Genomic DNA, 13,461 nt, shown 5'->3' on the forward strand with positions numbered 1-13,461 from the left:
CGCGTCCCTCCTAGAAGAAACCGCAGGTGGGTGCGGACTGGCTGGGCGCCGGGGCGCCCTCGGCGCCGCTGGGCGCGTAGATCTCCAGGCGGGTGCCGTCCGGGTCGTGGAAGAAGATGCCGCCGGAGGCCGCGCCCTCGCCGTGGGCGACGACGCCCTCGTAAGCGAACTCGGTGCCGTGGGCGCGCAGGGCGGCCTCGTACTCCCCGACCCGCTCGATCGACTCCACCTCGAACGCGAGGTGGTGCAGCCCGGCACGGTCGGCGCCGTACGGACGGTCCGCCTGCTGCCAGAGGGCGACCACGAGGTGGCGTCCGTCGCCGAGGAACGCGTAGCGCCGGCCTTCCTCCTTGCCCTCGCCGATCAGGGTGAAGCCCAGGACGTCCCGGTAGAAGGCGAGCGAGGCGCCGAGGTCGGTGACGTTCAGGCCGATGTGGCCGGTGCGCAGGGTCATGCGTGTCCCTTCGTCGGGTCCCGCGGGAGCGGGACTAACCGTTGAAGTTCACGTTAGACGGTTAGAAGAAGGGATGCAACCAGTCCCGTACCCTTGACTGGTTAGTACGAAGGGAGCCCTCATGTCCGACCCGGACCGCACCGACCCGCGACCGCTCACCGGCGAGCCGCTCGCGCTCGACCTGCTCAACACGCGATGGGGGAAGGGCTCCGCCGCGCGGGACCTGCTCACCGGCACCGACGGGCTCGCGGTGTGGCTCGGCGCCAACGGACTGGACGCCCGCTTCACCGCCGACGAGGCAACCCTGCGGCACACCCTGCGGGCACGGGACGCCCTGCGGGAGGCCGTGGAGGGGACGTCCGGCGAAGGAGCGGCGGCCGTGGACGCCGTACTCGCGCACGGGCGCATCCGGGCGACGCTCACCGCGGACGGGCCGGGCGAGCGGCCGGAGTTCGACGACGCCTCCTGGGGGCCGGCCTGGCTGGCCGCCCGCGACTACCTCCTGCTGCTGGGCACCGCTCCCGACCGGATCCGCCGGTGCGCCCACGAGGCGTGCACGCTGCACTTCCTCGACACCTCACGCAACGGCACCCGCCGCTGGTGCTCCATGGCGTCGTGCGGCAACCGGGCGAAGGCTTCCCGCCACTACGCGCGCACCAAGGACGCCTGACCCTACGCACGCGCGGCGACTTGTCCGCTTCGGGCCCCATCTCCCCATAAGGACACCGGGGGTTTTCCCCACACATCCATTTCGTTTCGGTCAACCCTCCCCAAACAGCAGACCCTTGAGTAAGGCTCAACGATCGTCCGGGACCGCGTTCCGGACCGTCGCGGCCAGGGTCGATCGGCTCCGGTCGCTCCCGATCGTTCCTTTACGTGCAAGGGATGCCGATGACCCACACCCCCCAGCGCGACCCGATATCGGGCACCAGACGCGCGGCCCGCATCGCCGTCGCTGCCGGTCTCGTCGCCGCGCTCGCCGCGGCCGGGCCGGTGCCCGTGGCCCTCGCCGCCGACACGCCGCCCGCCGCGCCGGCCGACGCCGACGTCAAGACGGCACCCGACAAGCTCGGTTCGGACGACGCCGAGCTGCTCGCCGAGGCCAAGGCCGACGGCGCCAAGCACGTCACGATGATGATCGCCACCGCTCCCGGCAGGACCGAGCAGGTCGCCGAGCAGCTCGGCGCGGTCAAGGGCGGCTCGGTCGGCCGGACCGACGACAAGCTCGGCTACGTCCGCGCCACCGTCCCCACCGCCAAGGCGGACGCGGCGATCGCAGCCGCCACCAAGCTCTCCTCCGTGCACGGCGTCGACCTGCGCGACGAGATCCCGCTGGACGACCCGACGCCCAGCGCGGACACCACCCGCCAGGCCGGCAGCCAGGGAACCGCGACGTACCCGGCCCCCGGGAAGCGGACCCCCGCGAAGAACCCGTACAACCCGTCCTTCGAGACCGGCGCCGTCGAGTTCGTCGAGGACAACCCGAAGGCGGACGGCCGCGGCGTCACCATCGGCATCCTCGACTCCGGCGTGGACCTCGGCCACCCGGCGCTGCAGAAGACCACCACCGGCGAGCGCAAGATCGTCGACTGGGTGACGGCGACCGACCCGATCGTCGACAGCGACCGGACCTGGCGCCCCATGGTCTCCTCCGTCTCCGGACCGGCCTTCACCTACGGCGACAAGACCTGGACGGCCCCGGAGGGCACGTACCGGATCAGCACCTTCCTGGAGTCCTACACCGCCGGCGGTGACGCGGCCGGTGACGCCAACCGCGACGGCGACACCACCGACTCCTGGGGCGTGCTCTACGACGCCGCCGCCGGCACCGTCCGGGTCGACCTGAACAACAACCAGGACTTCTCCGACGACACGGCGATGAAGCCGTACAAGGACGGCTTCCAGATCGGGTACTTCGGCACCGACGACCCGTCCACCGACGTCGCCGAGCGCCAGCCGTTCGTCGTGGAGATCCGCAAGGACGTCCCGATGGACCCCTACGGCGGCGACTGGACCGGCAAGAAGGCCGACTTCGTCAACATCGGCGTCATCGAGGGCTCGCACGGCTCGCACGTGGCCGGCATCACCGCCGCCAACGGCCTGTTCGGCGGGCGGATGGACGGCGCCGCCCCCGGCGCGAAGATCGTCTCGTCCCGCGCCTGCACCTGGACCGGCGGCTGCACCAACGTCGCGCTCACCGAGGGCATGATCGACCTCGTCACCAACCGCGGCGTCGACATCGTCAACATGTCCATCGGCGGCCTGCCGGCGCTCAACGACGGCAACAACGCCCGCGCCGAGCTGTACAACCGCCTGATCGACGAGTACGGCGTCCAGCTGGTGATCTCCGCGGGCAACTCCGGCCCCGGCGCCAACACCATCGGCGACCCCAGCCTCGCCGACAAGGTCATCTCCGTCGGCGCGTCCGCCTCCAAGGAGACCTGGGCCGCCAACTACGGCTCCGTGGTGGAGAAGAAGTACGCCATGATGCCCTTCTCCTCGCGCGGTCCGCGTGAGGACGGCGGCTTCACGCCGACGCTGGTCGCGCCGGGTGCGGCGATCAACACCATCCAGACCTGGCTGCCGGGCGCCCCGGTCGCCGAGGCGGGCTACTCCCTCCCGGCCGGCTACGGCATGCTCCAGGGCACCTCGATGGCCTCCCCGCAGGCCGCGGGCGCCTCCGCGCTGCTGCTGTCCGCCGCGAAGCGCAAGGGCATCGACCTCACCCCGGCGGAGCTGCGCACCGCCCTCACCTCCACCGCCGATCACATCAGCGGTGTGCAGGCCTACGAGGAGGGCGCCGGCCTCATCGACATCGAGGACGCCTGGGACGCCATCCGGGACGGCGCCACCGCGCACCGGTACACGGTGAAGGCGCCGGTCGACACCGCGATCGACCAGTTCCTGAAGACCCCGGGCTTCGGCACGGGCCTCTACGACCGCGAGGGCGGCCTGAAGGCCGGCCAGAAGAAGACGTACGACGTCACGATCACCCGTACGTCCGGCCCGGACCGCGCGATCCGCCACGAGCTCGGCATCGAGAACAACGCGGGCCGCACCTTCCGCGTCCTCGGCGACGACGAGGTCCGCCTGCCGCTCAACCAGCCGGTGACCGTCAAGGTCCAGGCCGCGCCCGGTTCCGCCGGCATCAAGAGCGCGATCCTGGAGGTCGACGACCCGCGCACCGAGGGTGTCGACCAGCAGATCATGACCACCGTGGTCGTCTCCGCGCCGCTGAAGCACACCTTCGCCGCGTCGGGCACCGCCCAGCGCAACAGCACGACCTCCTACTTCGTCACCGTGCCCGAGGGCGCGAAGACGCTGGAGATCGCGATGAGCGGGCTCAAGGACAAGAGCCAGACCCGGTTCGTCGCCATCCACCCGTACGGCGTCCCGGCCGACCCGACGTCGACGGTCAACTGCTACCCGAACTACAACAACCCGGCCAACACCTGCCGCCCCGACGTGCGTTCGTACGCGAATCCGCAGCCGGGCGTCTGGGAGATCGAGGTCGAGTCGCGCCGCACCTCGCCGCTCCTCGACAACCCGTACAAGCTGGACGCCGCCGTGCTCGGCGCGGCCTTCGACCCGGAGACCGTGACCGTGCCCGAGGCGAAGGTCGGCACGCCGGCCGCCGCCTCGTGGAAGGTGACGAACGAGCTCGCCGCGCTGGAGGGCAAGCTGGTCGGCGGGCCGCTCGGCTCGTCCAGGACCGACCGCCCGGCCATCAGGACGGGTGAGAAGCACACGATGACGGTCGAGGTGCCCGAGGGCGCCGCGTCACTCGACGCGGCCATCGGCAACGTGTCCGACGCCTCCGCGGACCTGGACCTGACGGTCTACGACAAGGCCGGCAACCGGGTCGCCCAGTCCGCGGACGGCGACTCGGAGGAGTCGGTGTCCATCGCCTCCCCGGCGGCCGGTACGTACACCGTCGAGGTCGTGGGCTACTCGGTCCCGGCCGGTTCCACGGACTACGACTACCGGGACGTGTTCTTCGCCGCCTCGCTCGGTTCCGTCAGCGTCGACGGCTCCGCGACGGTGAAGCTCGGCACGGGCGACTCCGCCACCGTCTCCGGCGACGTCACCGTCGCGGCGGCGGCTCCCGAGGGACGGGCGTTCTTCGGGCGCGTGCAGCTGGTGAACGCGCGCGGCACGGTCGCGGGCGTCGGCAGCGTGGCGATCGGGAAGGTCGTCCCGTAAGCGCCGGCTGACGAAAAGGGGGCGGGCGTCCGTACGGGCGCCCGCCCCTTCGTCGTCACCAGCCGCAGCTCAGCGTGCGTGACTCGGGCAGCGCGGCGATGATCCGGGCCCGCTCGGGGGCGATCTCCTCCTCGCCGACGAGCACCATGTCGGGGCGGTCGCCGTCGCGGAGCATGCCGATCAGCACGCGGTCGCCCCGGCGCAGCGGGGGCTCCACGACGGCGTCCCGGAGGAACGTGACCTCGCCCTCGCCCTTGTAGTACCGGCTCACCCTCAGTGTGACCCGTTCGGTGCCGGCGGCCCCCGGCACCTGCTCCACCGCCGTCACCGCACCCTCGGCGACGAGCCGCGCGCACGCGAGGTGGCGGGGGCTGCCGAAGGCGACCCCGCCCGCCTCCTTGGCGTCCGCGGCGGCACCGCTGTCCGCCGCTCCGGCCCCTCCCCCGCCCTGCGCCACGAGCCACCCCGTGCCGAGGACCAGAGCGGCGGCGGCAGCGGCGGCGAGTCCGCCGAGGACGGCCCTCACCGGCCGGCGACGGGGACGCCGGGACGGCAGGCCCCTCAGCGGGGCGGGCCCGGTCTCCGCGTGGCCGGGCGCCGCGCCGCCCGGGGCGTGCGTCCCCGCGTCCGCTCGCTGCGGCCCGGATCCGGTGTCCGGCCGCTCCCCGGGGCGGGCGGCCGCGTCTCGCCCCGCCGGGGCACCGTCCGGCGGGCCGGCGAGCGCGTCCGCGATCACCGTCAGCTGCTCGCGCAGGACCACGAGGTCGGCGAGGGCCGCGTCTCGCGCGGCCAGGAACTCCGGATCCCGCCGGGCCCCCTCCGGCAGCGGCTCGTCGAGGAGGGCGGCCGTCAGGGCGTCCATGCCGTCGTGCTCGGGCCCTTCGCGGGACGGGTCCCGGGCCTCGTCGTGGGCGGTCATGTCACACCACCTCGTCCTCGTGCAGGCGGGCGCGCAGGGCGCGTACCGCCGTGTGCAGCCTGCTCTTGACCGTGCCCTCCGGAACACCGAGCTGCTCGGCTATGGAGCGCACCGGCAGGTCGGCGTAGAAGCGCAGCACGACGACCTGGCGCTGCGCGTCGGGCAGCCGGTCCAGGCCGCGGGCGACGGCGAGGGAGAGCAGGCTGGTCTCCTCGCCGGAGGGCGCTTCCGCCGGCCGCAGCGCGGCCAGCCGCTCCCCGAGCCGCTCCTGGCGGCGCTTGGCCCGGTGCCAGTCCATGGCCAGGTTGGAGGCGACGACCGCCGCCCACGCCGAGACGTCCCGCGGCGCCTCCCGACCGCTCGCGGCCCGTTCCAGCAACCGCAGGCGGACCTGCTGCACCCCGTCCGGCAGGTCCGCCTGCGGCACCCCGCCCAGTGCGAGCACCGCCCGCACCCGGCGTTCCTGCGCCGCGTCCAGCGGGTCGGCGTCGGCAGCGACGTATGACCCCCGGCCGCGCCGGATCCTTCCGCGCAGCACTGGCCACCCCCCTCACGCTGTTTCTCCTACGACGCCGCTCCCGCGCGGAACGTTCACGCGTTTTTTCCGGATCCCGCCGAGGCGTACGTCACATCTCCGTGTGGAGGAGGGCGGGCCGGGCAGGGGACCTTGCGGTCCACGGCCCCCGGGGGCTGAATTTCTGCAGCTCAGTGGGGTGACGACCGAAGGTCCGCGCCCCGCGCGCACCGCCCGTCCGTCCCAGTGGGCGGGCATGGTGGCAAAGAAGTGGACAGGCGGGCCGTGGTCGGCCGCATCATGGAAGAGCCTCGGCCAGGCACATCAGGTACGTATCAGGAGCAGTAGGGAGTCGCCGTGAGGGTCGGAATCGTCGGAGCCACCGGTCAGGTGGGCACGGTCATGCGCAGGATCCTCAAGGAGCGGAACTTCCCGGTCACCGAGCTGCGCCTGTTCGCCTCGGCCCGCTCGGCCGGCACGGAGCTGGACGGCGTGACGGTGGAGGACGCCTCCACCGCCGACTACACCGGCCTGGACATCGTCCTGTTCTCCGCGGGCGGCGCCACCTCGAAGGCGCTGGCCGAGAAGGTCGCCTCGCAGGGCGCGGTCGTGATCGACAACTCCTCCGCCTGGCGCCGGGACCCCGACGTCCCCCTCGTCGTCTCCGAGGTGAACCCGCACGCCATCGCGAACCGGCCCAAGGGCATCATCGCCAACCCGAACTGCACCACGATGGCCGCGATGCCGGTCCTGCGCCCGCTGCACGCGGAGGCGGGCCTCGAGGCACTCGTCGTCGCCACGTACCAGGCGGTGTCGGGCTCCGGCCTCGCGGGCGTCGCGGAGCTGCACGACCAGACCCGGAAGGTCGTCGACGAGGCCGACAGGCTGACCCACGACGGCTCGGCGGTCGACTTCCCCGAGCCCGGCGTCTACAAGCGCCCCATCGCCTTCAACGTGCTGCCCCTCGCCGGCAACCTCGTCGACGACGGTCTGAACGAGACCGACGAGGAGCAGAAGCTGCGCAACGAGTCCCGCAAGATCCTGGAGATCCCCGAGCTGAAGGTCTCCGGCACCTGCGTGCGCGTCCCGGTCTTCTCCGGCCACTCGCTCCAGATCAACGCCCGTTTCGCCCGTCCGATCAGCGTCGAGCGCGCGACCGAGCTGCTCGGACAGGCCCCGGGCGTCGTCCTCACCGACATCCCCACCCCGCTCCAGGCCGCGGGCCAGGACCCGTCGTACGTCGGCCGCATCCGCCCCGACGAGACGGTGGACAACGGCCTGGCGCTGTTCGTCTCCAACGACAACCTCCGCAAGGGCGCGGCGCTGAACGCCGTCCAGATCGCGGAGCTGGTGGCGCAGGAGCTGCGCGGCTGACGCCGGCGGACCCAGGAGAGGCGGGCGTCCCGGGCGGGGCGCCCGCCTCTTCGTGCCGGTCCGTGCGGTCGGCCGGAGGTCAGCCCCGCCGGACCTCGTACAGGAAGCAGCCGTACTCGACGGCCCGTACGTGCACGAGCGCCACCTCGGGGTCGGCGAACGCCTCGTCGAGGGCCGGTGCGAAGTCCTCCGGAGCCTCCACCAGCCGCCCGCCCAGGATGCGGCCGCCGGCCGAGTAGCGGCGCAGGGTGCGGTGGGCGTGGGTGAAGGGGAGGTCCCCGCCTGCCGGGCCCGCGCACTCCCCGGCGTGGACGAAGACCGGGCCCTGCTCGTCGTAGGGGCCCGGGTCCGCGCCCGTCTCCGCCGCCCAGCGGCGCAGGGGCGCGTAGGACACGAGCGCGATCGGCTCCCCCGGGCGACTGCGCCGCAGGCAGCAGCGGAGCGGGGCGCCGCCCTCGTCGTCGGTGACGGGGACGGCCGGGCGGCCGGCGTCGTCGGCGGTCAGCAGTTCCCTCACGACCGGCGCCGGGACGGGACGTGCGAGGTGGCTCGTGCGGATCGTCGTCATACCGGCCAGGCTCGCCCGCCGGCCCCCATCGCGCCGGCGGATTCCGGACCTCTTATCACACCCCCCGCCGTGGGCCCCGACACAGGGGTATCCCCATGGTCCGGCTCCGTCATCGCCCGATGCCGATGTCGCGTGGAAGGATGACGCAACCCACACATAACGAGGAGATGACCGCGTGCCTGGCACAAACCTGACTCGCGAAGAGGCGCAGCAGCGGGCGAAGCTGCTGACCGTTGACTCGTACGAGATCGATCTCGATCTCTCCGGCGCGCAGGAGGGCGGCACCTACCGGTCCGTGACCACGGTGCGCTTCGACGTCGCCGAGGACGGCGACGGCGCGGAGTCCTTCATCGACCTGGTCGCTCCGACCGTGCACGAGGTGACCCTCAACGGCGACTCCCTCGACCCCGCCGAGGTCTTCGCGGACTCCCGCATCGCCCTGCCGGGCCTGCTCAAGGGCCGCAACGTCCTGCGGGTGAGCGCCGACTGCGCGTACACCAACACGGGTGAGGGTCTGCACCGGTTCGTCGACCCGGTCGACGACCAGGCGTACCTCTACACGCAGTTCGAGGTGCCGGACGCCCGCCGCGTCTTCGCGAGCTTCGAGCAGCCGGACCTGAAGGCGACCTTCCAGTTCACCGTGAAGGCGCCGGAGGGCTGGACCGTCATCTCCAACTCGCCGACGCCCGAGCCGAAGGACAACGTCTGGGTCTTCGCGCCGACCCCGCGCATCTCGTCGTACGTCACGGCGCTGATCGTCGGCCCGTACCACTCCGTCCACAGTGTGTACGAGAAGGACGGCCAGTCCGTCCCGCTCGGTATCTACTGCCGCCCTTCGCTCGCCGAGTTCCTCGACGCGGACGCGATCTTCGCCGTGACCCGGCAGGGCTTCGAGTGGTTCCAGGAGAAGTTCGACTACGCGTACCCGTTCGAGAAGTACGACCAGCTGTTCGTCCCGGAGTTCAACGCGGGCGCGATGGAGAACGCGGGCGCGGTGACGATCCGCGACCAGTACGTGTTCCGGTCCAAGGTGACCGACGCCGCGTACGAGGTGCGGGCCGCCACGATCCTGCACGAGCTGGCCCACATGTGGTTCGGCGACCTGGTCACCATGGAGTGGTGGAACGACCTGTGGCTGAACGAGTCGTTCGCCACCTACGCCGAGGCCGCCTGCCAGGCGGACGCGCCCGGCTCCAAGTGGCCGCACTCCTGGACGACGTTCGCGAACTCCATGAAGACCTGGGCCTACCGCCAGGACCAGCTGCCGTCCACGCACCCGATCATGGCCGACATCCGTGACCTGGACGACGTGCTCGTCAACTTCGACGGCATCACGTACGCCAAGGGCGCCTCGGTGCTGAAGCAGCTCGTCGCGTACGTCGGCGAGGACGAGTTCTTCCGGGGCGTGCAGGCGTACTTCAAGCGCCACGCGTTCGGCAACACGCGCCTGTCCGACCTCCTGGGCGCGCTGGAGGAGACCTCGGGACGCGACCTGAAGACGTGGTCGAAGCAGTGGCTGGAGACGGCCGGCATCAACGTCCTGCGGCCGGAGATCGAGACGGACGGCAACGGTGTCATCACCTCCTTCGCCATCCGCCAGGAGGCCCCCGCGCTCCCGGCCGGCGCCAAGGGCGAGCCGACCCTGCGTCCGCACCGCATCGCGATCGGCCTGTACGACCTCGACGAGGCCTCCGGCAAGCTGGTGCGCGGCGACCGCGTCGAACTGGACGTCGACGGCGAGCTGACCGCCGTGCCGCAGCTGGCCGGCAAGCGCCGTCCGGCGGTCGTCCTGCTCAACGACGACGACCTGTCCTACGCCAAGGTCCGCCTGGACGAGCAGTCCCTGGCCTTCGTCACCGCGCACCTGGGCGACTTCGAGTCGTCGCTGCCCCGCGCTCTGTGCTGGGCCTCCGCCTGGGACATGACCCGGGACGCGGAACTCGCCGCGCGCGACTACCTCTCCCTCGTCCTGTCGGGCATCGGCAAGGAGTCCGACATCGGTGTCGTGCAGTCGCTGCACCGTCAGGTGAAGCTGGCGATCGACCAGTACGCCGACCCGGCCGCCCGCGAGACGCTGCTGGGCCGCTGGACCGACGCCACGCTGGCCCACCTGCGGTCCGCCGAGCCGGCCAGTGACCACCAGCTCGCGTGGGCACGCGCCTTCGCGGCGACCGCCCGCACCCCGGAGCAGCTCGACCTGCTGGAGGCGCTGCTGGCCGGCACGCAGACCGTCGAGGGCCTGGCCGTGGACACGGAGCTGCGCTGGGCGTTCGTCCAGCGGCTGGCGGCGGTGGGCCGGTTCGACGAGGCGGAGATCGCGAGCGAGTACGAGCGGGACAGGACGGCGGCCGGTGAGCGCCACGCCGCGACCGCCCGCGCGGCCCGCCCGACCCAGGAGGCGAAGGCGGAGGCCTGGGCCTCGGTCGTGGAGTCCGACAAGCTGCCGAACGCCGTCCAGGAGGCGGTCATCGCCGGCTTCGTCCAGACCGACCAGCGGGAACTGCTGGCTCCGTACACGGACCGGTACTTCGAGGCGCTGGCGGACGTCTGGGCGTCCCGGTCGCACGAGATGGCCCAGCAGATCGCGGTCGGCCTCTACCCGGCCGTCCAGGTCTCCGGCGAGACCCTCGACAGGACGGACGCCTGGCTGACCACCGCCGAGCCCAACGCGGCGCTGCGCCGCCTGGTCTCGGAGTCCCGCGCGGGCGTGGAACGCGCCCTGCGGGCCCAGGCGGCGGACGCGGCGGCCTCCTGAGCCACCAGGCGCGTACGCGGGGCCGCCCGGCTTGGTGCCGTGCGGCCCCGCGGCCGTTGTCCGCCCCGACCGGACGGCCGACAGCGCCGCCGGACTCCCCACGCGCGGCCGTCCGTTTGAGAACGCTCGTTCTTGACCGACCGTTCTCAAACGCGTAGGGTCACACCCATGGGACGACCACGCGCCTTCGACACCGACCAGGTCGTCGCGGCCTCGGCCGCCCTCTTCGCCACCCACGGTTACGAGGGCACCTCCGTGGACGACCTGGTCACCGCCACCGGTGTGCACCGGGGCAGCCTCTACAAGGTGTTCGGATCGAAGCGGGGCCTGCACCTGGCCGCGCTCCGCACACACCTCGACCACGAGATCCACCCGGCCACCGCCGCCATCGCCACCCTCACCGACCCCGAGCAGGCACTGACCGCGGCCATCGCCTCGTACGACAACGGACCGGCCGCCGGGCTGCTCCTGCTCGCCGCCGCCGAACGGGCCCCCCGCGACCCGGAGGCCGCCGCGCTGGTCGCCGAGGGCGTCGCCGCACTGGAGGACGCCCTGCGCCCCTCGCACGGCGACGCCGCACCCCGGCTCGCCTCCACCGTCCTCGGCGCCCGCCTGCGGCTGCGCGCCGCACAGCCGACCGCGACCCCCTCCAAGGAGCACTGACCATGGCCCTGATCTCCGTCGACCGCGAACGCGGCCTGCTGAACGTCGAGTTCCAGGGCCTCGACAAGCTGTGGACGCTCAAGAGCCGCCTGGAGATCCCCCTCGCCCACGTGCGCGGCGCCACCCACGACCCCGGGATGGCACGCGAACCGAAGGGCATCCGGGTCGGTGGCACCCACTTCCCCGGCGTCATCACCGCCGGCCGCTTCCGGCGCCACGGGGAACGCCTCTTCTGGGACGTGAAGAACCCGGACAAGGCGGTCGTCGTCGAACTCGCCGACGCCGAGACCTACGACCGCCTCGTCGTCGAGGTCGACGACCCCCGCGCCACCGTCGCCCTCATCGAGCGGTCCATCGCCCGCGGCTGACGCACGGGCTCCCGCGAGCTGTCAGGCTGCGCGTCACCCTCCGGGGCGGCAACGGCCGAACGCGCCACTTTCGCCCCGCGTGGCGCAAAGGACGCGGTCGCCCCGGCACCGGGCCCCCGGCCGATCTGCCCGGCCACCGTCGCCCCGAACGCCAGTGCCATGCCCGCCACTTGCGGGGGTGTCAGCGCCTCGCCGAGGGCCGCCCAGCCGACCACCGCGGCCGTGAGCGGGGAGAGCGGGCCGAGGAAGGTGACCTGGGTGGCGGAGAGGTGTCCGATGCCCCGGAACCACAGCCAGTACGCGACCGCCGTGTTCGCCAGGGCGAGATACACGTACCCTCCGGCCGCCGGAGCGTCCAGGGCCGGGGGTGCGCCCTCGGCCAGGAGGGCGAGGGGGGCGATGAGCAGACCGCCCGCGGTGAGCTGCCAGCCGGCGAGGGCGAGGGGTCCGACGCCCTCGGGACGGCCCCACCGCTGGGTGAGCACCGTACCGACGGACATCGACGCGGTGGAGGCGAGGGCAGCGAGCACGCCGACGAGGTCCAGCGCTCCGGCCGCCCTCAGGACGACCAGGCTGACGCCGGAGGCGGCCACGACTCCAGTGAGGACGGTGCGGGCCGTCGGCCGTTGCCCCAGCAGCAGGGCCGACAGAGCGACGACGAACAGCGGGCCGGCCGAGCCGACGACCGCCGCCATGCCGCCGGGCAGCCGGTACGCGGCGAGGAACAGCAGGGGGAAGAAGGCCCCGATGTTGAGCGCGCCGAGCACGCTCGCCCTCCACCACCAGGCGCCGCGCGGCAGCACCCGGACCAGCGCCAGCAGCACCAGTCCGGCGGGCAGGGCGCGCATCAGGCCGGTGAACAGCGGACGGCCGGGCGGGAGGAACTCCGTGGTGACGGCGTAGGTGGTGCCCCAGGAGACGGGGGCGAGGGCGGTGAGCGCAATGAGGGTGGCACGGCCGGCGGCCATGGGGCACTCCCCTTCCGGTCGGTGGCGGATCACCCTTTTAGGTCGATGGCAAGTAGCTTAGCTCTAAGCTACTTGCCGTCAAGCCGCTTTCCGCCGATCCACTTTCTTGCCGACGATCCAACACCCGGCGGATACTCCTGCCCATGAGCACACCCCCGGAGCAGCACCCGCAGGACCCCGTCGACGCGATCATCGAGCAGTGGGCCCGGGTGCGGCCCGACCTCGACACGGCCGCCATGGCGGTCTTCGGGCGCATCTCCCGGCTCGCGCGCGCCATGGGCGACCGCATGGAGAAGGCGTACGCCAGGTACGGCATCTCACGCGGGGAGTTCGACGTCCTGGCCACCCTGCGCCGGTCCGGGGAGCCCTACACCCTGTCGCCCCGGCAGCTCTCGGGCACGCTGATGCTCACCACCGGCGGGATGACGGGCCGCCTCGACAAACTGGAGCGCGCGGGATTGCTGCGCCGCTCCCCCGACCCGCACGACCGGCGCGGGCTCCAGGTCACGCTCACCGACGAAGGGCTGCGGCTGATCGACGAGGCCGTGGGCGCGGGCCTCGCCGAGCAGACGCGGGCGCTGTCCGCCCTGGACGGCGAACGGGCGGCACACCTGTCGGCGCTGCTGCGGGAGTTGCTGCTCGTCACCGAGAGGTAGGTCGGCCGGGTGCGTCCGC

The 13,461-nt window shown here is 72.7% G+C and carries 12 protein-coding genes; 7 read left to right on the forward strand and 5 right to left on the reverse strand.

The window, feature by feature from the left end; translation table 11 throughout:
• Nucleotides 1-10 precede the first annotated feature (10 nt).
• Nucleotides 11-454, reverse strand: coding sequence for a VOC family protein (locus BU52_RS17580; RefSeq protein WP_037935291.1), 444 nt, complete (start codon nucleotides 452-454; stop codon nucleotides 11-13).
• 121 nt (nucleotides 455-575) lie between these two features.
• Between BU52_RS17580 and BU52_RS17585 the strand changes: the two genes are divergently transcribed.
• Entirely contained in the window at nucleotides 576-1,124 is a 549-nt protein-coding gene (locus BU52_RS17585; RefSeq protein WP_037935292.1) for a CGNR zinc finger domain-containing protein, read from the forward strand.
• Between the two features lie 221 nt (nucleotides 1,125-1,345).
• Nucleotides 1,346-4,657: a S8 family serine peptidase gene (locus BU52_RS17590; RefSeq protein ID WP_037935295.1), complete on the forward strand. Its 3,312-nt coding sequence runs from the start codon at nucleotides 1,346-1,348 to the stop codon at nucleotides 4,655-4,657.
• Nucleotides 4,658-4,712: 55 nt separating this feature from the next.
• Here the strand turns inward: BU52_RS17590 and BU52_RS17595 are convergent, their stop codons facing one another.
• Together BU52_RS17595 and BU52_RS17600 are read right to left on the reverse strand one after the other, a co-directional pair.
• On the reverse strand, nucleotides 4,713-5,576 hold the full coding sequence (locus tag BU52_RS17595; protein WP_051858321.1) for a hypothetical protein: 864 nt from the start codon (nucleotides 5,574-5,576) through the stop codon (nucleotides 4,713-4,715).
• A gap of 1 nt (nucleotide 5,577) precedes the next feature.
• Nucleotides 5,578-6,114 (reverse strand): RNA polymerase sigma factor, encoded by a 537-nt coding sequence (locus BU52_RS17600; protein ID WP_037935298.1) that lies wholly within the window; start codon nucleotides 6,112-6,114, stop codon nucleotides 5,578-5,580.
• A 333-nt stretch (nucleotides 6,115-6,447) separates the two neighbouring features.
• Between BU52_RS17600 and BU52_RS17605 the strand changes: the two genes are divergently transcribed.
• Nucleotides 6,448-7,464 (forward strand): aspartate-semialdehyde dehydrogenase, encoded by a 1,017-nt coding sequence (locus BU52_RS17605; RefSeq protein ID WP_037935301.1) that lies wholly within the window; start codon nucleotides 6,448-6,450, stop codon nucleotides 7,462-7,464.
• A gap of 79 nt (nucleotides 7,465-7,543) precedes the next feature.
• On the opposite strand, the gene BU52_RS17610 is transcribed toward BU52_RS17605, so the two are convergent.
• Nucleotides 7,544-8,032: a DUF1203 domain-containing protein gene (locus BU52_RS17610; protein ID WP_037935303.1), complete on the reverse strand. Its 489-nt coding sequence runs from the start codon at nucleotides 8,030-8,032 to the stop codon at nucleotides 7,544-7,546.
• Between the two features lie 175 nt (nucleotides 8,033-8,207).
• Here BU52_RS17610 and pepN point away from each other — a divergent pair, with 175 nt between their 5' ends.
• From pepN to BU52_RS17625, 3 genes are all read left to right on the forward strand, one after another.
• Nucleotides 8,208-10,787, forward strand: coding sequence for an aminopeptidase N (gene pepN, locus BU52_RS17615; RefSeq protein WP_037935305.1), 2,580 nt, complete (start codon nucleotides 8,208-8,210; stop codon nucleotides 10,785-10,787).
• A 168-nt stretch (nucleotides 10,788-10,955) separates the two neighbouring features.
• On the forward strand, nucleotides 10,956-11,450 hold the full coding sequence (locus BU52_RS17620) for a TetR/AcrR family transcriptional regulator (RefSeq protein WP_037935306.1): 495 nt from the start codon (nucleotides 10,956-10,958) through the stop codon (nucleotides 11,448-11,450).
• Between the two features lie 2 nt (nucleotides 11,451-11,452).
• Nucleotides 11,453-11,818 (forward strand): hypothetical protein, encoded by a 366-nt coding sequence (locus BU52_RS17625; RefSeq protein ID WP_037935307.1) that lies wholly within the window; start codon nucleotides 11,453-11,455, stop codon nucleotides 11,816-11,818.
• On the opposite strand, the gene BU52_RS17630 is transcribed toward BU52_RS17625, so the two are convergent.
• A complete protein-coding gene (locus BU52_RS17630) occupies nucleotides 11,740-12,786 on the reverse strand; it encodes an EamA family transporter (RefSeq protein WP_078903300.1) in 1,047 nt (348 codons plus the stop codon). The genes BU52_RS17625 and BU52_RS17630 overlap by 79 nt on opposite strands.
• A 143-nt stretch (nucleotides 12,787-12,929) precedes the next feature.
• On the opposite strand from BU52_RS17630, the gene BU52_RS17635 reads away from it, so the two are divergent.
• A complete protein-coding gene (locus tag BU52_RS17635; protein ID WP_037935309.1) occupies nucleotides 12,930-13,442 on the forward strand; it encodes a MarR family winged helix-turn-helix transcriptional regulator in 513 nt (170 codons plus the stop codon).
• Nucleotides 13,443-13,461: the final 19 nt, after the last annotated feature.

It is taken from the genome of Streptomyces toyocaensis (assembly GCF_000725125.1).
GTDB classification, from domain to species: domain Bacteria; phylum Actinomycetota; class Actinomycetes; order Streptomycetales; family Streptomycetaceae; genus Streptomyces; species Streptomyces toyocaensis.